This is a genomic window from Paraburkholderia fungorum (assembly GCF_003610895.1).
Classification (GTDB): domain Bacteria; phylum Pseudomonadota; class Gammaproteobacteria; order Burkholderiales; family Burkholderiaceae; genus Paraburkholderia; species Paraburkholderia fungorum_B.
Map to the genome: position 1 here is coordinate 177,920 of NZ_MCAS01000008.1, position 25,076 is coordinate 202,995.

A 25,076-nucleotide genomic window follows, 5' to 3' on the forward strand; every position below is an offset into this window, starting at 1 on the left:
AGCCGCGCCGCTCAAACACCTGTTGCACCGGCGCACGGAAACAACGCACACGACACCTAGAAGACACTGAGGAGCACACATGTCTACCCAACGTTTTTTTTCTCTCCATGCGGCGTGCGCGACCGTGTCGTCGTTGCGCGCACCGTTGATCGCCGTAACGGCCGCAGGCTTGCTCGCCGCATGTGGCGGCAGTGGCGTCACTGTGCCATCGAGCGCGTCCGGCAGCGGTAGCGCCGGCGGCGGCGGTACGACCAGCGGCGGGCCGCCCGTCTCCACCTCGTCGAGCACCAACGGCCTCGCCACCGCAGCCGCAAAGACCACCAACGATCTCGGCAACGCGATCGCTTCGCAGACCATTCCGGGTCTCAGCCCGCAAGTCACGCAAGGTCTCGGCAACGCGGTGTCGAGCACGAGCAACACCTTGAACTCGCTCGCCAATGCGGTAAGCGGCGGCGTCGGGCAAATCGGTGTGACCGCCAATCCGGTCGGCACCACGGTGGCCGGCCTCGGCTCGGTGGTCAGCTCGACGAGCGGTGTCGTGCAAGGTCTGAGCACCACGGTCGGCGGCCTCGGCACCGGCACGCTCGCGCCGCTGTCGCCGCTCACGACGCCCTTGGCAACCGTGCTGTCCACAACCGCAGGCGCACTGAACGCCGGTGGCGCGACGCTCGGCAATTCGCTGGCCTCCGCGCCGGTGCAACAGATCACCCAGCCGCTCAGCACAGCGATCACGCCGATCGTGCAGACCGCCGGGCTCATCACGCAGACGGTCGGCACGCAGACCGGCCTCGGCGCACCGGTCGGCGGCCTGCTTGCGCAAATCGGCGGCGCGGTGAGCTCGGCCGGCTCGCAAGTCGGCTCGGCCACCAAGAATCCGCTCGGCGCCGATGTCGGCACACTGGTCAGCTCGCTCGGCAACACGGTCACGAATGCCGGCGGCCTCGTCAACCCGAACGGTCCGAATGGCGCGAATCCGATTCCCGGCCTGATTACGAGCCTCGTCGGCAGCACGACCGTGGCCGTCGTCAATGGCCCGCCCGCCAACGGCAGCCCGTTCGGCCCGCTGCAAAACACGCTCGCGAGTCTCGGGCTCGGCAACAATCCGCTCGGCTCGCTGTCGACCCTGCTCGGCGGGACCCCGCTCTCAGGCCTGACCTCGGCACTGAGCGGCACGCCGTTGAGCGCGCTGACTTCGGGAACGGGCGGCTCGCCGCTGGGCTCACTGACGTCGCTGCTGGGCGGCACGCCGTTGAGTTCGTTGACTTCGACATTGGGCGGGTTGGGCGGCACGGGTAGCGCGTCGAATCCGTTGTCGACGTTGACTGGCGCGCTCGCCGGCGTCACCGGCGGCGCATCGGGCGGCAGCGGCGGCCCGCTCGCCCCCGTCACCGCCCTCGTCGGCCAGTTGACCGGCGCGCTCAGCTCGGCGGCCGGCTCGACGAGCAGCTCGGGCAGCTCGAGCAGCACAACGGGTGGTTTGACGACCCTGCTCGGCGGCCTGCTGCCGGTGAGCCATAAGTAGTCCGCATAAGTTGCTGATCGATGCCGCACGCATAAGACGTCCTGAAGGACGCCCCGTTACACAGTGCGCATAGCAATCCGCCTTATCACGTGCTCCGCGCTTGTGCAGATGATGCTCAAGCTCAACGGAGCACGTGACGTAATACATGCAAGCATGGCAGTATGCGTCGAGCCACACATAAGCGATCGCGACCAGCCCGGCCTGGCGGCGCGTCCGCAAGACAAGAACGGCATACGAGGAAAATCCGATGAAACTCGGGTACGGTAGTAAATGGACCCTCCTGCTCGCTGCGCTCGCGGCAAGCGCGATGCAGGTAGAAGCACAAGCGCAGTCACGCCCGGCTGGCCCGACAGTCGGCGGCAACCCGCTCGATTCGCTGCCGCAGATCAAGGCGCCCGACAAGGGCCCGAACGTGACCGTGCAGGTAGCACCGCAGGCCCCGCAACTTCAGGAACTGCTCGCCCGCCATCTGACGCCCTCCAAAATTCAGGTCGAGGGCGTGAAGTCCATTCCGTTCGAGGAAGTCGCGCAACGCTTCACACCGCTCGTCGGCAAGGACACCACGATCGGCGATCTGATTCAGGTCGCCAACGGCGTCACCAAGCTGTATCAGGATCGCGGCTATGCGCTCTCGTTCGCATTCATCCCCGCGCAGACGTTCGACGACGGCGTGGTGCGTGTGACGGTGGTTGAAGGCTATGTCTCCACGGTCAAGGTGACGGGCAAGGCGGGTGCGGTCGAGGACAAGATCCGCGCGATCGCCGAGCACATCGTCGCCGACCGGCCGCTCAAACGCGCGACCTTTGAGCGTTACGTCAACGTGCTGGGCCTGCTGCCCGGCGTGAAGGTCGCGGCCAACGTGCCGCCGCCGCAAAATACCGACGGCGCCACGACACTCGAACTGAATGTGGATCGCAAACCATTCGACGTCAGCACCGGCATCGACTTCAATCACCCTGGCGTGCAGGGCCTGCTGACCGCCACCGAAAACGGCCTGACCGCGCTCGGCGAACAACTGAGCGTGTCGGCGCTGCTGCCGAAGGGCCGTGACAACGTCACCTATCTTGCCGCGCACGCCGCGGTGCCGATCGGCAGCAATGGCCTGGTCGGGAAGATCGACGCGACGCACTATCGCGGCAATCCGGTCGACAACCCCGGCCTGCCCTCTTATATCCAGCGCACGGTCATCAACGACAAGATCGGCGGCTCGCTCGCCTATCCGATCCTGCTGAGCAACAAGCAAAGCGTGATCGGCACGGCCTCCGTCTACGCGTCGCACGACGAGGACAACTACAACAACCAGCAGACCGGCGCGCAGATCGGCTTTCGCTCGCAGGTGCGGGTGTTGCAACTGCAGGCCGACTACACGAACGTGGAAACCGGCCAGGTGCGCCGCGCGAGTGTCACGGTGGCGAAGGCATTCGACATTCTGGGCGCATCGAAATCAGGCGACACGAACGTTCCCGGCACGAACGTGACGAATCCGGCGTCGATTAACTTCGTGCGCACCGGTGCAAGCTTTTCGCAAACCAACGAGTGGCCATTGAAGATCGGCACCGCGGTTTCGTTGATCGGCCAATACAGCGCCGTCTCGCTGCCGACGTCGGAACAGATCTCGTTCGGCGCGCAACGTTTCGCGCAGGGCTATCAGCCGGGCGAGGCATCGGGCGATTCGGGCTGGGCCGCGATGCTCGAAGTCAACCGGGGGTTTACGCCGGGCTTCACGTATCTGCGCACCTTCACACCCTACGTATCGTTCGACATGGCCCGCGTCTATCTGCATGCGGGAACGCCGTCGCCGTCGAGGTTGTCGTCGATTGCATTCGGATTCCGCATTTCGGACGCAAAGTATTACAGCCTGGATTTGTCAGTGGCGAAGGCAATCGGCGACGCACCGGTGGAGAGCACCTCGCGCAGCCCACGCATCAACGCGACGTTCTCGTATCAGTTGAACTGAGGCTCAACCGTGCCGCGTCCTGATTAGAGGGTCCACTATCAAACGGCGCGCGCACTTTCACGTATTCTGCGCTGACGATGTGCGAACCGCGGCGCCCAAGCCGCAAGTCGCAAACCGATGTAGCCGGAGTTGAACCTGAGGGGCAATGCCAGGCACACCACGCACACGAGGCATCTGAGGTTGTCGGTTGACGACTGCCTCAGATGCCCGGAGATGCCCATAACGCCGCGCGACCATGATCGCGCCGTCTTTAATCAAGGAGGAAGACAAAGATGCAATTCACTCAACGCGCGCGCACAATCGCGCTTCGCACAGCCAAACATGCCGCCCTCGCGGGCGTGCTGCTCGTCAGCGCCGTCGCGGCAATGGCGCAAACCGATTCTCCGATCGGCACGTGGCAAACCATCGACGATCACACCGGTCAACCGAAAGCACTCGTGCAAATTACCCAGGACAGCGGCGGCTCGCTGAGCGGCAAGGTGATCAAGGGGCTCAGCGCGAACGATCAGCCGGATCGCCGCTGCACCGAATGTACGGACGCGCGCAAGGATCAGCTGATTCTCGGCATGACGATCATCAACGATATGAAAAAGGACGGCGACGGCTGGGATAACGGCCAGATTCTCGACCCGGAAAACGGCAAAGTCTACAAGTGCAAGATGCACCTGGAAGATGGTGGGAACAAGCTGGTGGTGCGCGGCTACATTGGCGTTTCGCTGCTGGGCCGCTCGCAAACCTGGATTCGTCAGCAATAGTAATAGCGAGCCGGTCAGGCGCCGATGCCTGAGCCGCAGCTGGGATGCAGGAGCGATACGCCATCAGTGCTGCTGCCGCGGCACTGATGGAAGCACAAGAAACGGCCGACGATTTCGATCGTCCGGCCGTTTTTTGTTGGGGTCTCGCCGCCGGGCGCCGTCATGCAGCGTGCTTGAAGGGGGACGTATACGCGAACGGCGAAGACGGTAACGGCTTGACCGCTGCCGGGCCGTACGCCGCAGGTGCTGCAGGCGAAACCTTTTCTGCGCCGGCACTCTTCTGTTCCGCGCTCACATGCTTGCGCATGCGTGCTTCCATCAAGTTGCAGAGTTCTTCGCTCGCCGCGCCGAACAACTGATCCATGACGCGCTTGAGCACGCCGGACTCATACCACGCCTTGAAGCGGCGATGGCAGGTCTGATACGACGGATATTTGCGCGGCATGGCCGACCAGGTCGCGCCGCTGTACATCACCCACAGCACGCCGTTGAGCACCGAGCGAGTGTTGGCAAGCGGCCGGCCACGCAGTTCGGAGCGCGGACGCAGTTCCGGCAGCAACGGTGCAACACGTTGCCATTCTTCGTCATTGATATCACGGTACGGATTCATGGTTACTCCTTTGTCAGAACCATGACAAAGAAGATATCCAGTCGTCCGCGGGCGGAATATAAGACCAATCCGAATCTTGAAAATGCGCCTTCTGACATCGCCTGTTCGGCGAGCGGACCGTGATCTATCGCAAAAGCGGCCGCGCCCGCGCTGCGCGGCGCCTTAAGTCAGCGATGTATCGACGATCCGGCGTGGTGTGTCGAGATACTCTTTCGATTGCATTTCAACGATACGCGACACCGTACGCGTGAATTCGTTGGCCATCGGACCGTCGAGGTACAACTGATCGGGCGGAACCGCCGCCGACATCAGCAGCTTGACCTTGTGGTCGTAGAACACATCGATCAGCCAGGTAAAGCGGCGTGCCTCCGAGGCCATGCGCACCGACATCTGCGGCACGCCGGACAGGATCACCGCGTGAAAACGGCTCGCCAGTTCCAGGTAGTCGTTCTGCGAGCGCGGACCGCCGCACAATGTCGCGAAATCGAACCACACGACGCCGTCAGCGCGCCGCAGTGCCTTCAGCTCACGCTTTTCGATGCGCAGGATGGGGCTCTCATCAGGAACCGCTGCAAGGCGCGAAAACGCGTCGCGCAAGGCTTTGTCCGAAGCCGCACCGAGCGGCGTGTGATACACCTCGACCTGGGCCAGCGTGCGCTTGCGATAGTCAATGCCCGCATCGACATTGATCACGTCGAGCTTCGATTTGATCAGCTCGATGGCCGGCAGCATGCGGTCGCGATGCAGGCCGTCCGGATAGAGCGTGTCCGGATCGTAGTTCGAGGTCATCACGAATTGCACGCCGTTCTCGAACAGCTTGTCGAGCAGACGGTACAGGATCATCGCGTCGGCGATATCCGACACGTGGAATTCGTCGAAACAGATCAGCCGGTAACGCTTGGCGACACGGCGCGCGAGTTCGTCGAGCGGATCGGCCGTGCCCTTCAGGTCTTCCAGTTCGCGATGCACCTCGCGCATGAACTCGTGAAAATGCAACCGCGTTTTGCGCTGCACCGGCACGATCATGTAAAAGCTGTCCATCAGGAAGCTTTTGCCCCGCCCTACGCCGCCCCACATGTACACGCCGCGCGGCAGATCCGGGTGAATGAGCAGTTTCTTGAACGCATTCGAGCGGCGCGATTTGTATTCGGTCCACTCTTCATAGCACCGCTGCAGACGGTCAACCGCCGCGCGCTGCGCCGGGTCTGATTGATAACCCCGCGTCTGCAGTTCTTTTTCGTAGTATTCGGTGACGTTCATTGTGTTGCTGCAAAAAAGAAAGGCGGGAGGGAATGAACCCGCCCGCCTTCGTGGTGATGCCAGAGTACTGTCTGTCAGTCAGGCGTGCGCGTAATTACATGTTCAGCGCGCGCTTGTCGACAGCCAACGCTGCTTCGCGCATGACTTCCGACAGCGACGGGTGCGGATGGCAAATACGGCCGATGTCTTCCGACGCCGCCTTGAATTCCATTGCCACCACGGCTTCCGCGATCAGGTCAGAGGCGTTCGCCGAGATGATGTGCACGCCGAGCAGTTCGTCGGTCTTCGCGTCGGCAATCATCTTGACGAAACCATCCGCCTTGTTGATGCCCAGCGCGCGGCCGTTCGCCATGAACGGGAACTGGCCCGTTTTGATCTCACGGCCTTCGGCCTTCAACTGCTGCTCCGTCTTGCCGACCCACGCGATTTCCGGTTCGGTGTAGATCACCCACGGAACGCAGTTGTAGTCGATATGCGGCTTCTGACCGTCGATGATTTCGGCCACCAGCACGCCTTCGTCTTCAGCCTTGTGCGCGAGCATCGGGCCGCGCACCACGTCTCCGATCGCGTACACGTTCGGCACAGCCGTCGCGCAGTGGTCGTCGACGTCGATGAAGCCGCGCTCGTTCGCCTTCAGGCCGATCGCTTCGAGACCGAGGTTGTCGGTATTCGGCACGCGGCCGATCGACACGATCAGGCGGTCGGCTTCGAGCGTTTGCGCGTTGCCGTCCTTGTCCGTGTAGTTGATCGTGACGCTCTTGTCGGTGGTCTTCACTTCGCCGACCTTCACGCCGACGTGAATGTCCAGACCCTGCTTCTTGAACTGCTTGGCGGCTTCCTTGGCGAGCGCCTGGTCGGCCGCGCCGAGGAATTCCGGCAGCGCTTCGAGCACGGTCACGTCCGCGCCCAGACGGCGCCACACCGAACCGAGTTCCAGACCGATCACGCCCGCGCCGATCACGGCGAGCTTCTTCGGCACGGAATCAAACGTCAGTGCGCCTTCGTTGTCGGCAACGATCTTGTTGTCGACCGGCACATTCGGCAGATGACGCGCCTTCGAACCCGTTGCAATGATGACGTTCTTCGCCGTCACGACTTCGGTCTCGCCTTCGCCGCTCACTTCGATCTGCACGCCGGCGTCCGTCTTGCCGGTGAACTTGCCATGGCCCTTGAGCCACGTGATCTTGTTCTTGCGGAACAGGAATTCGATACCCTTGGTCATCTTCTCGACGATGCCTTCCTTGCGGGCCAGCATCTTCGCGATATCGACCTGCACGTTTTCCACGCTGATACCGTGGTCGGCGAGGTGATGCGACGCGTTTTCAAATTCTTCCGACGACGCGAGCAGCGCCTTCGACGGAATGCAACCCACGTTCAGGCACGTGCCGCCGAGCTTCAGCGCGCCGGCCGGGTTCTTCCATTTTTCGATACATGCAACCGTCTTGCCGAGTTGTGCGGCGCGGATTGCAGCGATATAGCCGCCGGGGCCGGCGCCGATCACGACGACGTCAAATTCTTTGGACATGACAATCCTTTGGATGGCGGAACGACGCGCGGCCACGCTTCGTGGCGCGCCTCGTTCCTGTACTGCGGAATGCGAAAGACGTGATACGTGCTTGCTGCTTTGCTTGCTGCTTATATGGCGCCGGCCTGCTCAATGACAAGCCGGCGCCAGCCAAGCCAGTGCTTACAGGTCGAGCAGCAGGCGCGCCGGGTCTTCCAGCGCATCCTTCATCGCGACCAGCGACAGCACCGCTTCGCGACCGTCGATGATCCGGTGGTCGTACGACAGCGCCAGATAGTTCATCGGGCGGATCACGATCTGGCCGTTCTCGACCACAGCGCGTTCCTTCGTGGCGTGCACGCCCAGAATGGCGGATTGCGGCGGGTTGATAATCGGGGTCGACAGCATCGAACCGAACACACCACCGTTCGAGATCGAGAACGTACCGCCCGTCATTTCTTCGATCGACAGCTTGCCGTCCTTGGCTTTCTGGCCGAATTCCGCAATCTTCTTCTCGATTTCGGCGAGGCTCAGCTGATCTGCGTTACGCAGGATCGGCACCACCAGGCCACGCGGCGAACCGACCGCGATACCGATGTCGAAGTAGCCGTGATAGACGATGTCGTTGCCGTCGATCGACGCGTTCACGAGCGGGAATTTCTTCAGCGCGTGGACCGCCGCCTTCACGAAGAACGACATGAAGCCCAGCTTCACGCCATGTTCCTTTTCGAACTTGTCTTTGTACTTGTTGCGCAGATCCATCACCGGCGCCATGTTCACTTCGTTGAACGTGGTCAGGATGGCGTTGGTTTGCTGCGACTCGAGCAGACGCTCGGCGATACGCGCGCGCAGACGCGACATCGGCACGCGTTGTTCCGGGCGGTCCTTCAGCCATTGCTCGGCCGATGCGGGCGCCTTGACGTCCGGCAGCGACGGCTTCGCAGCCTTCGGTGCGGCAGCCGGTGCAGCCTTGGCAGCCGGAGCCGGTGCGGCTTGGCCCGCGGTCAGCACGTCACCCTTCGTGATGCGGCCGTCGCGGCCCGTGCCGGCGACGTCGCCCGCGCCCAGACCCTTCTCGGCCATCAGCTTGCCGGCAGCCGGCGAAGCAGCGGTGTTCGCACCCGTTGCGGATGCAGCCTGAGCGGCCGGTGCAGCAGCCGGTGCGGCAACAGGAGCCGGCTTCACTTCGGCTTCGACAGCAGCGGCGCCTGCCGTGCCTTCGGTGTCGATCTTGGCGATCACCTGATCCGCCACGACGATGTCGCCGTCGTTCGAGATCACTTGTGCGAGCACGCCGGCCGAGGGTGCCGGCACTTCGAGCACGACCTTGTCGGTCTCGATTTCGATGAGAATTTCGTCTTGTGCAACAGCCTCGCCGGGCTTCTTCTTCCACTGCAGCATGGTGGCTTCCGAGACCGACTCGGACAGCTGGGGAACCTTGACTTCAACAATAGCCATTATGAATATCCTGAATACGTATCGGGTGACGGCGCGCGATCCATAGACCCGCGACGACCGCCTGCGAACCTCGAGTACCGCGAATGAAGCATCAAGTCGCTCACTGAGCGCGGCACGGGAAAGCGCAGCGCGCTTTCCCGGTTCAGCTCGTGTAGTTATTTAGCGATCGACGCGCTCTTCAAGCGGCCGAAAGCGCCTTCGACCAGCGCCTTCTGCTGCTCGTAGTGCTTCGCGTAGTAGCCGACTGCCGGCGAGGCCGAAGCCGGACGTCCGCTGTATGCCAGCTTCTGCCCGTCCTTCATGCCTTCCTTCAGGTGGTGCTCGATGTAGAACCACGGGCCCTGATTCTGCGGCTCGTCCTGCACCCACACCACTTCGGTCGCGTTGTCGTACTTCTTCATTTCCGCTTCGAACTGCTTGTGCGCGAACGGATAGAGCTGTTCGATACGGATGATCGCGACGTCGTTTGCCTTGACTTCACGGCGATGAGCCAGCAGGTCGTAGTACACGCGGCCCGAGCAGGCCACCACGCGCTTGACCTTCTTCGCTTCGATTGCTTCGTCGATTTCGCCGAGGATCGGCTGGAACGCACCCTTCGCCAGTTCGGACAGATCCGACACGGCTTCCTTGTGGCGCAGCAGCGACTTCGGCGTGGCGACGATCAGCGGCTTCCTGAACAGGCGGATCATCTGACGGCGCAACAGGTGGAAAATCTGCGCCGGCGTGGTCGGCTGAACCACTTGCATGTTGTGGTCCGCGCACAGTTGCAGGAAACGCTCGATACGTGCCGACGAGTGTTCCGGACCCTGGCCTTCATAGCCGTGCGGCAGCAGCATCGTGAGACCCGAGACGCGGCCCCACTTCACTTCGCCCGACGAGATGAACTGGTCGATCACGACTTGCGCGCCGTTCACGAAGTCGCCGAACTGCGCTTCCCACGCGACGAACGTATTCGGTTCAGCGGTCGAGTAACCGTATTCGAAGCCCAGCACCGCTTCTTCCGACAGCACCGAGTCGATCACCGTGAACTTCGCCTGACCTTCGGCGATGTTCTGCAGCGGCACGTACGTGCCGTCGTTCCAGCGTTCGCGGTTCTGATCGTGCAGCACCGCGTGGCGGTGCGTGAACGTGCCGCGGCCCGAGTCCTGACCGGTCAGGCGCACTGCATAGCCCGATGCGACCAGCGACGCGAATGCCAGGTGTTCGCCCATGCCCCAGTCGAGCTTCGCTTCACCACGGCCCATCGCGCGACGGTCGTTGATGACGCGCTCGACCAGCGGGTGCACCTTGAAGTTTTCCGGGATCGTGGTGATGCGCTCGGCGAGGCGCTTCAACTCAGCCAGCGGCACGGCCGTATCGGCCGCGTCGGTCCACTTGCGGTTCAGGAACGGCACCCAGTCCACCGCGTACTTGCTCTTGTAGTTCGAGAGCACCGGATCGACGGTGTGATGGCCTTCGTCCATCGCCTTGCGGTAGGCCTTGACGTACTCGTCTGCGTCAGCTGCCGTGATCACGCCTTGCTGCACCAGCTTTTCAGCGTACAGTGCGCGCGTGCCCGGGTGCTTCGCAATCGTCTTGTACATCAGCGGCTGCGTGACAGCCGGCGTGTCCTGCTCGTTGTGACCCAGCTTGCGAAAGCAGACGATGTCGACGACGACGTCCTTGTGGAACTGCATCCGGAAGTCGATAGCCAACTGCGTAGCCAGCACGACCGCTTCAGGATCGTCACCGTTCACGTGCAGCACCGGCGCTTCGATCATCTTGACGACGTCCGAGCAGTACAACGTGGAGCGCGAGTCGCGCGGATCCGACGTCGTGAAACCGATCTGGTTGTTGATGACGATGTGCAGCGTGCCGTGCGTGCCGTAACCACGCGTTTGCGCGAGGTTCAGCGTTTCCATCACGACGCCTTGGCCCGCGAAAGCCGCGTCGCCGTGGATCTGCACCGGCAGCACTTGCAGGCCGCTGTCGTCGCCGCGGCGATCCATACGGGCCTTGGCCGAACCTTCGACCACCGGGTTGACGATTTCGAGGTGCGACGGGTTGAACGCGAGCGACAGGTGAACCGGGCCGCCTTCCGTCGAGACGTCCGACGAGAAACCCTTGTGGTACTTCACGTCGCCGGCCGGCAGGTCGTCGACGTGCTTGCCTTCGAATTCGGCGAACAGGTCAGCCGGCATCTTGCCGAGCGTATTGACCAGCACGTTCAGGCGGCCGCGGTGAGCCATGCCGATGACGATTTCCTGCACGCCGTTGGCGCCGCCATGGCGCACGACTTCGTCCATCGAGGCGATAAAGCTTTCGCCGCCTTCGAGCGAGAAGCGTTTCTGGCCGACGTACTTGGTGTGCAGGAAGCGCTCGAGGCCTTCGGAGGCCGTCAGGCGATTCAGAATGTGTTTCTTCTTTTCGTTGGAGAAGTTCGGCGTCGAACGGATCGACTCGAGCTTCTCTTTCCACCAGCGCTTCTGTTCCGGATCGCTGATGTACATGTACTCGGCGCCGATCGTGCCGCAGTACGTGTCACGCAGCGCCTGGACGATCTCACGCAGCGAAGCACGCTCGAACCCGAAATACAGATTCGTGGCGCTGAACTCCTGGTCCATGTCGGCTTCGGTGAAGTCGTAGAACGCGGGTTCAAGTTCGGGAATAGCGGGACGTTCGCGACGCTTCAGGGGATCGAGATTGGCCCATTGCGAGCCGAGGAAGCGATATGCGCCGATGAGGGACTGCACATAGACTTGCTTGCGGGAGGTAGCGAGATCTTCGCCGCCAGCCGCCGTGCGCGGGATGAAGGCATTCGCCTTGGCCCGTTGCGCAAACGATTCGACGATCGGGCCATGGGCCACGTCGTTGGCATTGCTGCCATCCGATGCAGGGACGTTCTGCAACGCGTCGAAATAGCTGCGCCAGTTCTCGGGCACTGACGCCGGATTATCGAGATACGCTTCGTACATTTCTTCTACGTACGGAGCATTGCCGCCGAACAGATAAGAGTTCGACTGGAATTGCTTCATCATTTTTACGCTCACCTTTCTTCGAGTTTCTCGAGAAATAGCGGGTTACAGAACCTTCCGCGACACGGCCTGACCGTTTAGCGGATTGCGCGAATCAAGTCTTGCTTGGAAGGACCTAAAACTTTGCACCCGGGGAGCATATCACAGAACGGATAGTGCAGATAGCAGACGGATTGCCGCTCAAGCCCGTGGCGACGGGCTTTCGGGGACCTTTCCAAGATACCGAACAGTGTTCTTCGATCATCCTGGAAATGGCCGGTTGCTGGCTGGGTGGGGGCATCCAAGAAAACTTCCCAGACGCCATCGACGCATGACGGCTATGCCTGAGCGCACGCGCTCGCGTCCCGACCGGCCGCGCACACGGCCGTCATATCGTCGTCGTATGTATTTACCACCTCTCCCACCAGACTTTCCACAGACTAAAGGCGCGCAATACGGTTCCGGCATGGGCGCCCGCCAGCGCAGATCGCCGAAGCCGCTGCGGATCGGCGCGCTTATCCGATCTCACGCCCTCCCTCCCCAATGGAACAGCAAATGGAAGTGTCCACCCAATACTTGAGTGCATCCGCGCGAACCATGGCGCAAGACACGCTTGCGGACCAGGTGTCGGCCGCGAACGCGCGGCCCGCTCAGCCAAAGGTTTTTCCCGAAGCCAATGTCGCCAGTCGATTCGCGACGATACCGAATGACAGGTTAGCCACATGGGATCCCGGCTCGCCCGGTTACATCACATCCTATGGTGGCGCACGTTTAGCACACCCCAACGACACACACGTCGAGAAAGAGCACGGTGGCGCCACGGATGCATGCGCAAAATCGGCCTTTCGCGAATGTCGCGGCGGCGAAGCTCTCGAAGCGCACTCGTCTTCATACGTGCAATTCGATCAATTCGACCACAGAGAGACGGCAGGTAAAAACGGACGCGGAACATGCGAGGGCATCATCCGCGAAGCACTGCGTCGCATTGATCGCAATTACGGAGGGGAAACATCAGATTTGCGGTCGGCCGTCATCAACATGAGGGGCGAGATGAACAGCGGCCGCTCAGACCGAACCGGCATTTATGGCCGAATCAAGGCATTTGAGAGCCAGCCGCGCTCCCTGGCACTAAGCAATTACCGCGAGTCCTCGGACGCGGATTTGAATCCACACGGCAGAACGTCGCGCGAGGATGCCATAGACGGCCTGACAGACAGCCTGTCCTTTATGCGCAGCGGCGGTCTCGCCTACATTAGCGTAGGCATTCGACGCGCTGACGCAATGGACTCACAGACCAGCGGCCACGCGCTGCTGTTACAGCACCTTCCCCCGGTGAACGGAAGCACCGGCTCGCCAGATCGATATACGATCTTCGATCCGAATAACGGTGCATTCACTTACGACAGCCTGGACCAGATGCAAAGTTCGCTGCGAGACTACATGAAATCTGCATATACAGAGGACGGCAACATTGCGAGGCCGAACACGGTCCAGCTCTTTACACCACCTAGTTCACGGGAATGGGAGTCACTGCCTGCAACAACAAGCGTGCCTGGCAGGGTCGGCACCAATACGCTCGAGCCTCCAGAAGTGATGCATCACCCGCATACCAGATCCGATTCCTCCCGGGCTAAGACCGACAACCAGGACAGTGACGAGACATCCCCCCGGGAAAAGCGCGGCAGCCTGCTGGGCAAGTGCGTGAACTCGGAATTTCGGGAATGCCGGGGCGGTGAAGCCCTCAAAGAGAGTTCGGCGTCATACGTGGCGTTCGATCAAAACGACCGTAGAGAGACCAGAGGTGATGATGGAAGAGGAACGTGCGAAGGCATCGTTCGCGAAGCGATGCGTCGCATTGACCGAAGTTATAGTGCCCGCGCCGAGATAAATTTGTCGGACGCAGTCGCCTCCATGGAGAACGATATGCGCACCAGCGCCAGAGCAAGAGAGTCTGGCATTTTCAACAATATCGACATATACCAGCACAACCGAAACGTGCTCGCACTACGGATTTACGAGCAGTCCAAAGACCTCAATTTTAATGCAAACGGCCCATCGTCGCGAGAGGATCGCCTAAAGAGCCTCACGGACGGCCTGAACGCGATGTCTCCTGGGGGGGTTGCATTCGTAGGCGTACACATTCAAACCGGTGGCGCGGCGGGCCCGGGCGATAACGGCCATGTGATTCTGATCCAGCGCCGTCATGACGTAACGGCTCCCGACGGAACCCCACCCGCGCATCGCTATATTATCTTCGACCCGAACAACGGTGCGTTCGATTACGACACGCCGGACAATATGAACGCCGCATTGCGAAACTATATGGATACGGCATATACAGAAATTGACGGCACCGTTACGCCGGACCGCGCCATATTCTATACACCGCGCAGATTGGCCCGTGAAAGGCCCACACTGCCTCCACCAACCGTAGTCCCTCCGTCCCTCGAATTGCCCGAGCCCCCGGGATTCATGCAGCCCTATCCGGGGTCTTCTCATACTGAGCTGAAAAAGCGAAGCCCGCCCTCCCCCCAACAGCCCAACAGAGGCAACGGTTATCCAGCCTGATGTCCGCTCTCGCGCCCCACCCGGCAGCACCGCACCAGCGTCATATCTATTCAGCACCTCGCCCGTGAGGTTTTCCACACACTGTGCTGTACGCGATGCGGTTCCGGCAGTGTCGCCCTGAGTTGTGATAACCCGGACCGCTGCGTACCAGCATGCTGTGCGCCTTATATTTTCTTAGGATTCCAAGCGGAGCAGAAAATGGAAGTTTCTACCCAGTACACGTATGCATCTACGCCAGCGATATCCCTTGGACCATTTGCAGAACAATCGTCGTCCGCGAAAGCACCGTCCGTTCAAACAAAGATGTTCCCCGAACACCGCTTCGCAAATCGATCCTCCATTGCGACACCTGACCAGTCAGCCATCACCCATCGCAGCGCAACTGGCAGCTCCCAGACTGGAGCCGGAAAAGTTGACGCGAAGGCTGATCAGACACTCAGTCGCGAGAAGCGCGGCGCCGTCCTAGGCGCGTGCGCAAAGTCGGACTTTCGCGAATGCCGGGGTGGGAGTGCCCTCGAAGGCAATGCGTCATCACACGTGCTATTCGACCAATTCGATCGTAAAGAGACAAGGGGTGACGAGGGGCGGGGAACATGTGAGGGCATCGCTCGCGAAGCAATACGTCGCATTGACCGCGCCTACGGCACAACAACACAAGGCTTGAGCTCCGCAGTCAGCAGCATGGTCACCGATATGGACGGCAAAACAGCCGCTCGAGACGATACCTATGGAAGGATTGAGAGATACCAGCACAACCCGGGCACGCTCGGACTGAGCAACTACCGCCAATCATCGATCTTGAATCTCAACCCGGACGGCACATCGTCGCGTGTAGATCGTATAAACGGGCTTATCGACAGCACATCCGACATACCGTTGGGCGGACTCGCTTACATTCGTGTGGGCATTCAAAGCGCTGACCAGATGGGGCCGGAGACTAGTGGTCATGTACTGCTCGTGCAGCACCTCCCCCGGGACACACAGGGTGACGGCTACGCCTCGCCGGATCGATATCAGGTTTTCGACCCGAACAACGGTGTATTTACGTACGACAGCCTGGATCAAATGCAAACATCCCTGAGAAGCTATATGGATTCAGCATATAACGAAGATGGCGACATCGCCGCGCCTAACATCGTCCTTAACTTTGTGCCCGCCAGTAGCCGCGACTATGGTTCACTGCCTCCGACAACCACCGTTCCCGCCCCGCCCATTAATCAACTTGAGCCTCCAGAGTTACTACAACACTTTGGTCATTTCGCAGCCGGCGGTTCGGGAATGTAATCGCGCCGCAGATAAAATCGAGCCTGTAACCTAACAAAGTGTTGCAACATAGGACACACAACGAAAAAGCCGTTCCGGGCTTGCCCGGAACGGCTTTTTTGTCATACCTGCCGCGCTGATGTCAGGAACCGCGGTTCCTCAACGCGCCGGCATTCGATCAGTCCACTGCGCCCTTACGGCTGGCGCTGCGGCGCTCGTGTTCCTTCAGGTAACGCTTGCGCAGACGAATGGATTGCGGCGTGACTTCGACGAGTTCGTCGTCGTCGATAAATTCAACCGCGTATTCCAGCGACATCTGGATCGGCGGCACGAGGCGCACCGCTTCGTCCGTACCCGACGAACGCACGTTGGTCAGCTGCTTACCCTTGATCGGGTTCACGACCAGGTCGTTGTCACGGCTGTGAATGCCGATGATCATGCCTTCGTACAGCGGCTCGCCCGGCGAAACGAACATGCGGCCGCGATCCTGCAGCTTCCACAGTGCGTACGCCACTGCCGCGCCGTCGTCCTGCGAGATCAGCACGCCATTGCGACGCTCGCCCACCGCGCCTTCCTTGACCGGCTGGTACGAATCGAACGTGTGGCTCATCAGGCCCGTGCCGCGCGTGAGCGTCAGGAATTCCGACTGGAAGCCGATCAGGCCCCGCGCCGAAATACGATACTCGAGACGCGTACGGCCACGGCCGTCCGACGCCATGTCGAGCATTTCGCCCTTACGGCGGCCCAGCTCTTCCATCACGCCGCCCTGGTGGCCGTCTTCCATGTCGACCGTCAGGTTTTCGTACGGCTCGTGCTTCACGCCGTCGACTTCCGTCATCACCACGCGCGGACGCGACACGGCCAGCTCGTAGCCTTCGCGGCGCATGTTTTCGACCAGAATGGTCAGGTGCAGCTCGCCGCGGCCTGCCACTTCGAACGTGGTTTCGTCGCCCGTTTCTTTCACGCGCAGCGCGACGTTGTGGTTCAGTTCCTTCATCAGGCGGTCGCGAATCTGACGGCTCGTGACGAACTTGCCTTCGCGGCCGGCCAGCGGCGACGAATTGACGAGGAAGTTCATCGTCAAGGTCGGTTCGTCGACGGTGATCATCGGCAGCGCTTCCGGTTGCTCCGGCGCGCAGATGGTCACGCCGATACCGATTTCTTCGATACCGTTGATCAGCACGATGTCGCCGGCTTCAGCCGAATCGACCTGCACGCGCTCCAGACCCTTGAACGACAGGACCTGATTGATCTTGCGGTTCAGGATCGCACCGTCGGGACCCGAACGCACGGCGACGGCCATGCCCGGCTTGATCGTGCCGCGCGTGATGCGGCCCACGCCGATACGGCCGACGTACGACGAGTAATCCAGCGACGTGATCTGCAGTTGCAGCGGCGCTGCCGGATCGGCCGGGCGGACCGGCACGTGTTGCAGCACGGCTTCGAACAGCGGACGCATGTCGCCTTCGCGCACGTCCGGCGTCAGGCCGGCATAACCGTTCAGGCCCGATGCGTAGACGATCGGGAAGTCGAGTTGTTCGTCCGTCGCACCCAGCTTGTCGAACAGGTCGAAAGTCTGGTTGATCACCCAGTCGATCCGCGCGCCCGGGCGGTCCACCTTGTTGATCACCACGATCGGCTTCAGACCGAGCGCCAGCGCCTTCTTGGTCACGAAGCGCGTTTGCGGCATCGGACCTTCGACAGCGTCAACCAGCAGCAGCACCGAGTCGACCATCGACAGCACGCGCTCCACTTCGCCGCCAAAGTCGGCGTGGCCCGGGGTATCGACGATGTTGATATGGGTGCCTTCGTACTCGACCGCGCAGTTCTTCGACAGGATCGTGATGCCACGTTCCTTTTCGATGTCGTTCGAGTCCATCACGCGCTCGACAACCTGCTGGTTGTCGCGGAACGTGGCGGTCTGGCGGAGGAGCTGGTCGACGAGCGTGGTCTTGCCGTGGTCGACGTGAGCAATGATGGCGATGTTGCGTAGGGCGCGAGTCATAGGAACCTGGAGACAGTTGAGTGCGCCAGCAGCAGCATTGTGTACGAAGCCAACAAAGCCCAAAGCGCACTTTTGGGAACCCAACATTATAGCACGCCCAAATGAAGCTATCTGGTATTCCCTGATAGCTCCACTCCCTTTCATGCAATGCCGCACAGGAAAAGAACCCATCGCAGAACGGCAATGCCCTACGCAAAACCGCGCGCATTATGCCTTGAGGAGGAAAACTTCCTTGCCTAAGCTGTAATAACGCTTGCCGCGTCAATCAACGGCCATCTATAATCCTGCCTAGTCAACCATTGCATTCGCACGAGAATCATGACGGATCCGTCTTCAACGCCCGACCCAATCGTCAGCGAGTACCAGCTAGGCGAAAGCGTCGGCTACCTGCTCTCACGCGTGAAATCGACCATGTCGAACCTGGTTACGCAGCGCAGCATGGCGGAGTTGGGCATCACCAGTCAGCAAGGCAGCATCCTGTTCATGGTGGCGAGCGGCAAGTGCCTGCTGGCCGCCGAACTGGCGCGTGAATACGGCATAGATGCCAGTGCCGTCACGCGTCTGGTCGATCGTCTGGAGAAACGCGGCTTGCTCACGCGAGTGCGCAGCAACGAAGACCGGCGGGTCGTCCGGCTCGCGCTGACACCGGAAGGCCATGCCATCGCAGCCAGAATGCCAGCCATTTTCAACGGGGTGCTGGACAGCTTGCTGGGTGGTTTCACCCCGGAAGAAGTGGGGTTTCTGAAGAGCATGCTGCGCCGCGTACTCGTTAATTCTGGCGAACAACCGCCGGGGCTAACCCGTGATATAGCAAGCAATTTTGATAGTAAATCGTAAGAAATTGCTTGCAGTGTCCATCATTACATTCCACTCAAAGAGTCGAGCGATGAAATCCCTTTCCCTGTCCGCGCCCGCGCTTTCGAGCCGGGCCGCTGTCGCCGCCGCGGTGACGGCGCTCGCCCTCACGGGGTGCGCGAACTACTTCGGCATGAAGAGCGACAAGCAGATCTCGTCGCCGGCCCAGTATGAGTCCGCGCAGAGTCTGCCCGGCCAGGGCGGCCAATGGCCGTCGCTCGACTGGGCCAACCAGTTCGGCGACCCGCAGTTGCCCAAGCTGATCGCGGAAGCGCTGGAAGGCAGCCCCTCGATCGCGCAGGCGCAGGCACGCCTTGCCAAGGCTTCGTCGTACATCGAAAGCTCGCGCTCGGCGCTGTATCCGAAAGTCAACGGCAGCTATTCGTGGACTCGCGAACTGTTCTCGGGCAACGCGCTCTACCCGCCTCCGTATGGCGGCACCTGGTATAGCGAGAACAATGTGCTGGCGAGCGCCTCGTGGGATCTGGACCTGTGGGGCAAGAACCGCCAGCGTCTCGGTCAGGCGGTATCGCAGGAAAAGGCCGCGCAAGCCGACATGCAGCAGGCGCGCGTGACGCTCGCCGCCTCGGTGGCAAGCACCTATAACCAGCTTGCCCAGCTGTACGCATTCCGCGACATCGCCGCGCGCGAAATCGCCAACCGCCAGGATATCGGCCGCATCACCAACGGCCGCGTCAGCGCCGGCCTCGACACTAACGTCGAACGGCAGACCGCGAACGGCAACATCGCGACCAGCCAGGCGAATTTGACCGACCTCGACGGTCAGATCACCGTCGTGCGCTATCAGTTGGGCGCGCTGCTCGGCAAGGGTCCGGATCGCGGCCTTGAGATCGCCAAGCCGGTTCTGACCGCGGGCAACACGGTCACGCTGCCGGACAACCTGCCGGCCGACCTCGTGGCGCGCCGCGCGGACATCGTCGCCGCGCGCTGGCAGGTCGAAGCCGCGATGCACGACGTGAAGGAAGCAAAGGCCGAATTCTTCCCGGACATCAACCTCGCCGCCGGTGTCGGTTTCGACGCGTTCGGCTGGGGCCGCTTTCTCAAGTCGGGCAGCCGCCAGATGCAATTAGGCCCGGCAATCCACCTGCCGATCTTCGACGCCGGCGCGCTGCGCTCGCAGTTGAAGGGCCGCTACGCGGATTTCGACCTCGATGTGGCGAACTACAACCAGACGCTGATCAATGCGCTTTCGGATGTCGCGACACAAGTGTCGTCGATCCGTTCGATCGACCAGCAATCGGGCGACGCACAGCGCGCGCTCGACGCGTCGACCAAGGCCTATCAGCTGGCGGTGATCCGCTACAAGGCCGGTTTGTCGCCGCAGTTGCAGGTGCTGACCGCAGACCAGAATCGCCTATCCGCCGAACAGACGGTAACGAGTCTGAAGATGCGCCGGCGCGATCAGCAGATCGGCCTCATCAAGGCGCTCGGCGGCGGTTTCGACGCAACGCAGACCGGCCTCGTGGTGCCGACCGATGCCCCGGCATCGGCCGCCGCCGCGACCGCCGCAGCAAACTGAAGCCGGATCGCCGCACACCACACTCGCACGAACATCCGAATAAACGACGACGCTTGAGAGAACCCGGAGCACATCAATGAGCACCCCCCAGCAGCCCGCTGCCCCCGCACAATCGGCGAACAACGGCAAACGCAAGCGCATGATGACGCTGCTCGTCATCGTGATCCTGATCGCCGCGGTCGCCTATGGCCTTTACTACTTCCTCGACGCGCGCTTCCATGAAGACACCGACGACGCGTACGTGAACGGCAACGTCGTCCAGATCACGCCGCAAGTCACCGGCACGGTGATCGCCGTGAACGCGGACGACACGCAAACTGTGAAGGCCGGCGACCCGCTCGTCGTGCTCGATCCGGCCGACGCGCGCGTCGCGCTCGAACAGGCCGAAGCAAATCTCGCGCAGACGGTGCGCCAGGTGCGTGGCCTGTTCGCCGACGACAATCAGTATCAGGCGCAGGTTGCCCAGCGCCAGTCCGATCTGTCGCGTGCCCAGGACGACCTGAAGCGCCGCCTGACGGTCGCGCAAACCGGCGCCGTGTCGCTGGAAGAAATCTCGCACGCCCGCGACGCCGTGAAGAGCGCGCAAGCCGCCGTCGACGCCGCCCAGCAACAACTGGCGTCGAACCGCGCGCTGACCGCCAACACCACAATCGCGAATCACCCGAACGTGCAGGCGGCCGCCGCGAAGGTCCGCGACGCGTACCTGAACAACGCGCGTAACAACCTGCCGGCGCCGGTCACGGGCTACGTGGCGAAGCGCTCGGTGCAGGTCGGCCAGCGCGTCTCGCCGGGCACCCCGCTGATGGCCATCGTGCCGCTGGGCGGCGTGTGGGTCGACGCAAACTTCAAGGAAGTGCAGCTGAAGCACATGCGCATCGGCCAGCCGGTCGAGTTGACGGCCGACGTGTACGGTTCGTCGGTGGTGTACCACGGCAAGGTGGTCGGTTTCTCGGCGGGCACGGGTTCGGCGTTCTCGCTGCTGCCCGCGCAGAACGCAACCGGCAACTGGATCAAGGTGGTGCAACGTCTGCCGGTGCGGATCGCGCTCGACCCGCAGGAACTTGAAAAGCATCCGCTGCGTATCGGCCTGTCGATGCAGGCCGACGTGAGCATCAAGGACGATAACGGCGGCCAGCTCGGTCAGGCGCCGAACACGGTTTATCAAACCAACGTGTTCGACAAGTACGGCGACCAGGCCGACGCTGAAATCGCTCGCATCATTTCGGAAAACGCAGGTCCGAACGGCGGCTCGCAGAAATCGCTTCAAAGCAGCACGGGCAAGCCCGCTGCGAAGCTGATGTAAGCGGCGCGACGATTCATAGAAGGCTCTTTTAATGGCTCAGGCTCAGGCGCAAGTCCCTCATCCGCCGCTCGAGGGCGCGCAACTGGTGATCGGCACCATTGCGGTGTCGCTCGCCGTGTTTATGAACGTGCTCGACACGTCGATTGCAAACGTGTCGATCCCCTCCATTTCGGGCGATCTCGGTGTGTCGTCCGACCAGGGCACATGGGTGATCACGTCGTTCGCGGTGGCAAACGCGATCTCCGTGCCGCTCACCGGCTGGCTCACCGAGCGTATCGGCCAGGTGCGCCTGTTCATGGCGTCGATCATTCTGTTCGTGATCTCGTCGTGGATGTGCGGCCTCGCGCCCACCCTGCCGTTCCTGCTGGCCTCGCGCGTGCTGCAAGGCGCCGTGGCCGGCCCGATGATTCCGCTGTCGCAAACGCTGCTGCTCGCGAGCTATCCACGCGCCAAGGCGCCGATGGCTTTGTCGATGTGGGCGATGACCACGCTGATCGCGCCGGTGGCCGGGCCGATTCTCGGTGGCTGGATCTCGGACAACATCTCGTGGCCGTGGATTTTCTACGTCAACATTCCCGTCGGCGCGATTGCTGCAATAGCCACATGGACGATCTTCCGTAACCGCGATTCGGTCATCAGAAAGGCACCGATCGACGGTGTCGGCCTGGGCCTGCTGATTCTCTGGGTCGGCTCGTTGCAGGTGATGCTCGATAAAGGCAAAGACCTCGACTGGTTCTCGTCGACCACGATTGTCGTGCTGGCGCTGGTCGCGGTGATCGCCCTCGCATTCTTCATTGTCTGGGAATTGACTGCCGAGCATCCGGTGGTGGATCTGTCGCTCTTCAGCCGGCGCAATTTCACGAGCGGCACGATTGCGTTGTCGATCGGCTACGGGCTCTACTTCGGCAATCTGGTGCTGCTGCCGTTGTGGCTGCAAACCGACATCGGCTACACCGCCACCGAAGCAGGTCTCGTGATGGCGCCAGTCGGCCTGTTCGCCGTGCTGCTTTCGCCGATCACCGGCAAGGTGCTGCCACGCACCGATCCACGCTATATCGCAACCTTGTCGTTCCTGGTGTTCGCGCTGTGTTTCTGGATGCGCTCGCGTTATACGACCGGCGTCGATACTTATTCGCTGCTGCTGCCCACCTTGATTCAGGGAATCGGCATGGCCGGGTTCTTCATCCCGCTGGTGTCGATCACGCTGTCGGGCTTGCCTGGCAACCGGATTCCCGCGGCGTCGGGTTTGTCGAATTTCGTACGGATCATGTGCGGCGGTATTGGCACATCGATTTTCCAGACCGCGTGGGATCACCGCACCATCATGCATCACGCGCAACTGGCCGAACAGGCGAGCGCGTACAACCCGGTGTTCGATCAGTCGATCCGGCAGATGGGTGCGGCGGGCTTCAGTCAGCCGCAGGCATATGGGCTGTTCAATACGATGGCGACGCAGCAAGCCGCGCAGTTGGGCGTGAACGATCTGTTCTTTGTATCGGCGGGGATCTTCGTCGCGCTGATCGCACTAATCTGGATGGCGAGGCCGGAACGCGCCGGTGGCGATGCGGGCGCGGCAGCTGCGGCGGCGCACTGAGGGGTTTTAGCCTCTTTCCATAGCCACCCGATGATCGGCATAGGGGACGGCCATGAGGCCGTACCCCTGCCACACCACCCGGCATGCGGGTCCGCACCGGGCGGTTCGGGAAGTTGAGGTTAGGAGAGCCGGGGTACACCCAGCCGGTCGAAGTAAGCGATGCTCAGCACACTCTTGAGCAGCCGGTCACTATTGCGCCACCAGCGACGACTGTTGGCCGCCACCTGTTGTGCCACCGTGAACGGCGCACCCAGCACACGCAGCGCCCGGTAAATCGTCGTGCCACGGCGCCAGTGTTTAAGCTGGATAGCCCGCAGCCGGTGACGCACCCATTTGTCCAATTCCAGCCAGACTCGTGGCGTTTGCGCCAGCCGGAAGTACGCTTTCCAACCCTGCACATAAGACCGTAACCGCTCTACCACTTCCTTCATGCTGCGCCCGCCAGAGCGACGGGTCAGTTCACGGATACGGTGTTTGAACGCCTGCAGCGGTTTGGCCGCCACCTTGCGCTTCACTACACCGCCCCGAGCGACCCACAGGCTGTAGCCCAGAAACTTGCGACCGAACACACTCGCGACCGCACTTTTGGTCTCGTTGACCTTCAGACGCAGTCGACCATACAGGCGTCGCAGCAGCGCCATCACCCGTTCGCCCGCACGACGGCTCCGAACGTAAACATTCGCGTCGTCGGCGTAGCGTGCGAAGCAGTGACCCCGCCGCTCCAGTTCCTTGTCCACCTCGTCGAGCAGTACGTTGGCCAGCAGTGGGGATAGCGGGCCGCCCTGCGGCGTGCCCTGATCCCGCTGCTGGACCACGCCGTCATCCATGATGCCGCTGTTCAGGTACGCACGGATCAGCCGGATTACGCCAGCGTCTCCAATCCGCTTCTGCAAACGGTCGATCAGGATGTCGTGGTTGACCCGGTCGAAGAACTTCTCCAGATCAACGTCCACCACGATTCGCCGGCCTGACTGCACGTACGATTGCGCGGCGAGTACTGCGTCGTGCGCACGCCGTCCGGGCCGGAAGCCGTAGCTGTGCTCGCTGAAGGTAGGGTCCAGAACCGGCTGCAAGACTTGCAGCAACGCCTGCTGGATCAGCCGATCCGTTACCGTCGGGATACCCAGCTCGCGCTCGCCCCCGTCTGGCTTTGGAATCGTCACCCGACGTACCGGACTGGGCCGGTACCTCCCCTTCAGCAACTGCTCTCGGATCACAGGCCACGCCGTCACCAGATGACGCGACGTCTGGTCAATATCCAGACCGTCCACGCCCGCGGCTCCTCCGTTAGCCCGTACCCGTTTGAACGCCTGCTTCAGGTTCTTTCTCGTCAGCGCCGCTTCCAGCAGCGCTGACCCTGTGTTCCCGAGTTCATGCCGCGGGCAGTAGGCTTCGTCGCTCACGGGTACACGCGCGGCTTCACCGCGCCCTACTCCCACTCGCCCCGTTTGCACGGGCATCTGACGCATTACCTGTCGCATCGACATGACGTTGAACACTCCTTCCCGTTCGGCCCTTCGTCACCAGCTTCAGCCTCCCCGGCTTATCCTGTGACTACTATGGCCTCTGCTGACTTCTCGCTCCGGCTCGACACCGTCGCCCTTTCAGGCATGAGGCGAGATCTCCCCAGGTAAGAACGCACTCCTTCACTGCACAGCCGCCGGATCTACGCCACCGCCCCTTGATCACGAGAGCTTTGCGGTTACATGCCCGCTCGCCCTGATCGGTAACGCCTTCTATCCGGTTCTTGTCCATCGGCTCGCAGTTTCGCTCCACGCTTCCTCCCCACGTCGGGTCGCCCTCACGCAGTTGCGCTTCGCTTCGCTCGCTGTGATCAACTTACGGTGGGACTTGCACCCACTGGAGTGCGCCCATGCTGGGCGCACATG

At 61.7% G+C, this 25,076-nt stretch carries 16 protein-coding genes; 9 read left to right on the forward strand and 7 right to left on the reverse strand.

Annotation, left to right across the window (positions count from 1 at the left end):
* The first annotated feature begins 79 nt into the window (after positions 1 to 79).
* The 3 genes from BCY88_RS10080 (at position 80) to BCY88_RS10090 (ending at position 4,234) form a co-directional block, all read left to right on the forward strand.
* Positions 80 to 1,522, forward strand: coding sequence for a collagen-like triple helix repeat-containing protein (locus tag BCY88_RS10080; protein WP_120344109.1), 1,443 nt, complete (start codon positions 80 to 82; stop codon positions 1,520 to 1,522).
* A 247-nt stretch (positions 1,523 to 1,769) separates the two neighbouring features.
* A complete protein-coding gene (locus BCY88_RS10085) occupies positions 1,770 to 3,479 on the forward strand; it encodes a ShlB/FhaC/HecB family hemolysin secretion/activation protein (protein WP_120344110.1) in 1,710 nt (569 codons plus the stop codon).
* Positions 3,480 to 3,751: 272 nt separating this feature from the next.
* Positions 3,752 to 4,234: a DUF2147 domain-containing protein gene (locus BCY88_RS10090; RefSeq protein ID WP_120344111.1), complete on the forward strand. Its 483-nt coding sequence runs from the start codon at positions 3,752 to 3,754 to the stop codon at positions 4,232 to 4,234.
* A gap of 160 nt (positions 4,235 to 4,394) precedes the next feature.
* Here BCY88_RS10090 and BCY88_RS10095 read toward each other — a convergent pair whose 3' ends face one another.
* The 5 genes from BCY88_RS10095 to BCY88_RS10115 form a co-directional block, all read right to left on the reverse strand.
* The gene (locus tag BCY88_RS10095; protein ID WP_120344112.1) at positions 4,395 to 4,844 is read right to left on the reverse strand and encodes a transposase; all 450 of its coding nucleotides are present in this window, start codon (positions 4,842 to 4,844) and stop codon (positions 4,395 to 4,397) included.
* Positions 4,845 to 5,006: 162 nt separating this feature from the next.
* Positions 5,007 to 6,104 carry a cell division protein ZapE gene (gene zapE / locus BCY88_RS10100; RefSeq protein WP_120344113.1) on the reverse strand — a complete coding sequence of 366 codons (1,098 nt, stop codon included), beginning with the start codon at positions 6,102 to 6,104 and terminating at the stop codon, positions 5,007 to 5,009.
* Positions 6,105 to 6,198: 94 nt separating this feature from the next.
* A complete protein-coding gene (gene lpdA / locus BCY88_RS10105) occupies positions 6,199 to 7,629 on the reverse strand; it encodes a dihydrolipoyl dehydrogenase (protein ID WP_120344114.1) in 1,431 nt (476 codons plus the stop codon).
* Between the two features lie 162 nt (positions 7,630 to 7,791).
* Positions 7,792 to 9,066, reverse strand: a complete 1,275-nt coding sequence (gene odhB, locus BCY88_RS10110; protein ID WP_120344115.1) for a 2-oxoglutarate dehydrogenase complex dihydrolipoyllysine-residue succinyltransferase — start codon at positions 9,064 to 9,066, stop codon at positions 7,792 to 7,794.
* Positions 9,067 to 9,221: 155 nt separating this feature from the next.
* Entirely contained in the window at positions 9,222 to 12,083 is a 2,862-nt protein-coding gene (locus BCY88_RS10115; RefSeq protein ID WP_120344116.1) for a 2-oxoglutarate dehydrogenase E1 component, read from the reverse strand.
* A 531-nt stretch (positions 12,084 to 12,614) separates the two neighbouring features.
* On the opposite strand from BCY88_RS10115, the gene BCY88_RS10120 reads away from it, so the two are divergent.
* Both BCY88_RS10120 and BCY88_RS10125 read left to right on the forward strand, forming a co-directional pair.
* Positions 12,615 to 14,627, forward strand: coding sequence for a hypothetical protein (locus tag BCY88_RS10120; RefSeq protein WP_120344117.1), 2,013 nt, complete (start codon positions 12,615 to 12,617; stop codon positions 14,625 to 14,627).
* 198 nt (positions 14,628 to 14,825) lie between these two features.
* Positions 14,826 to 15,911 carry a hypothetical protein gene (locus BCY88_RS10125; RefSeq protein ID WP_147408509.1) on the forward strand — a complete coding sequence of 362 codons (1,086 nt, stop codon included), beginning with the start codon at positions 14,826 to 14,828 and terminating at the stop codon, positions 15,909 to 15,911.
* A gap of 157 nt (positions 15,912 to 16,068) precedes the next feature.
* Here BCY88_RS10125 and typA read toward each other — a convergent pair whose 3' ends face one another.
* Positions 16,069 to 17,895, reverse strand: a complete 1,827-nt coding sequence (typA, locus tag BCY88_RS10130; protein ID WP_064269692.1) for a translational GTPase TypA — start codon at positions 17,893 to 17,895, stop codon at positions 16,069 to 16,071.
* A 318-nt stretch (positions 17,896 to 18,213) separates the two neighbouring features.
* On the opposite strand from typA, the gene BCY88_RS10135 reads away from it, so the two are divergent.
* The 4 genes from BCY88_RS10135 (at position 18,214) to BCY88_RS10150 (ending at position 23,187) form a co-directional block, all read left to right on the forward strand.
* Entirely contained in the window at positions 18,214 to 18,732 is a 519-nt protein-coding gene (locus BCY88_RS10135) for a MarR family winged helix-turn-helix transcriptional regulator (RefSeq protein WP_120344119.1), read from the forward strand.
* A 49-nt stretch (positions 18,733 to 18,781) separates the two neighbouring features.
* A complete protein-coding gene (locus BCY88_RS10140; protein ID WP_120344120.1) occupies positions 18,782 to 20,290 on the forward strand; it encodes an efflux transporter outer membrane subunit in 1,509 nt (502 codons plus the stop codon).
* Positions 20,291 to 20,366: 76 nt separating this feature from the next.
* The gene (locus BCY88_RS10145) at positions 20,367 to 21,593 is read left to right on the forward strand and encodes an EmrA/EmrK family multidrug efflux transporter periplasmic adaptor subunit (RefSeq protein ID WP_120344121.1); all 1,227 of its coding nucleotides are present in this window, start codon (positions 20,367 to 20,369) and stop codon (positions 21,591 to 21,593) included.
* A 31-nt stretch (positions 21,594 to 21,624) separates the two neighbouring features.
* On the forward strand, positions 21,625 to 23,187 hold the full coding sequence (locus BCY88_RS10150; RefSeq protein ID WP_120344122.1) for a DHA2 family efflux MFS transporter permease subunit: 1,563 nt from the start codon (positions 21,625 to 21,627) through the stop codon (positions 23,185 to 23,187).
* A 119-nt stretch (positions 23,188 to 23,306) separates the two neighbouring features.
* On the opposite strand, the gene ltrA is transcribed toward BCY88_RS10150, so the two are convergent.
* Positions 23,307 to 24,674 (reverse strand): group II intron reverse transcriptase/maturase, encoded by a 1,368-nt coding sequence (ltrA, locus tag BCY88_RS10155; RefSeq protein WP_120343410.1) that lies wholly within the window; start codon positions 24,672 to 24,674, stop codon positions 23,307 to 23,309.
* Positions 24,675 to 25,076: the final 402 nt, after the last annotated feature.

Coding starts and splice junctions, on each gene's coding strand:
- BCY88_RS10135 (WP_120344119.1), top strand. CDS start 18,214: ATGACGGATCCGTCTTCAACGCCCGACCCAATCGTCAGCGAGTACCAG.
- typA (WP_064269692.1), bottom strand. CDS start 17,895: ATGACTCGCGCCCTACGCAACATCGCCATCATTGCTCACGTCGACCAC.
- zapE (WP_120344113.1), bottom strand. CDS start 6,104: ATGAACGTCACCGAATACTACGAAAAAGAACTGCAGACGCGGGGTTAT.
- odhB (WP_120344115.1), bottom strand. CDS start 9,066: ATGGCTATTGTTGAAGTCAAGGTTCCCCAGCTGTCCGAGTCGGTCTCG.
- lpdA (WP_120344114.1), bottom strand. CDS start 7,629: ATGTCCAAAGAATTTGACGTCGTCGTGATCGGCGCCGGCCCCGGCGGC.
- BCY88_RS10120 (WP_120344117.1), top strand. CDS start 12,615: ATGGAAGTGTCCACCCAATACTTGAGTGCATCCGCGCGAACCATGGCG.
- BCY88_RS10095 (WP_120344112.1), bottom strand. CDS start 4,844: ATGAATCCGTACCGTGATATCAATGACGAAGAATGGCAACGTGTTGCA.
- BCY88_RS10115 (WP_120344116.1), bottom strand. CDS start 12,083: ATGATGAAGCAATTCCAGTCGAACTCTTATCTGTTCGGCGGCAATGCT.
- BCY88_RS10090 (WP_120344111.1), top strand. CDS start 3,752: ATGCAATTCACTCAACGCGCGCGCACAATCGCGCTTCGCACAGCCAAA.
- BCY88_RS10150 (WP_120344122.1), top strand. CDS start 21,625: ATGGCTCAGGCTCAGGCGCAAGTCCCTCATCCGCCGCTCGAGGGCGCG.
- BCY88_RS10145 (WP_120344121.1), top strand. CDS start 20,367: ATGAGCACCCCCCAGCAGCCCGCTGCCCCCGCACAATCGGCGAACAAC.
- ltrA (WP_120343410.1), bottom strand. CDS start 24,674: ATGTCGATGCGACAGGTAATGCGTCAGATGCCCGTGCAAACGGGGCGA.
- BCY88_RS10140 (WP_120344120.1), top strand. CDS start 18,782: ATGAAATCCCTTTCCCTGTCCGCGCCCGCGCTTTCGAGCCGGGCCGCT.
- BCY88_RS10125 (WP_147408509.1), top strand. CDS start 14,826: ATGGAAGTTTCTACCCAGTACACGTATGCATCTACGCCAGCGATATCC.
- BCY88_RS10085 (WP_120344110.1), top strand. CDS start 1,770: ATGAAACTCGGGTACGGTAGTAAATGGACCCTCCTGCTCGCTGCGCTC.
- BCY88_RS10080 (WP_120344109.1), top strand. CDS start 80: ATGTCTACCCAACGTTTTTTTTCTCTCCATGCGGCGTGCGCGACCGTG.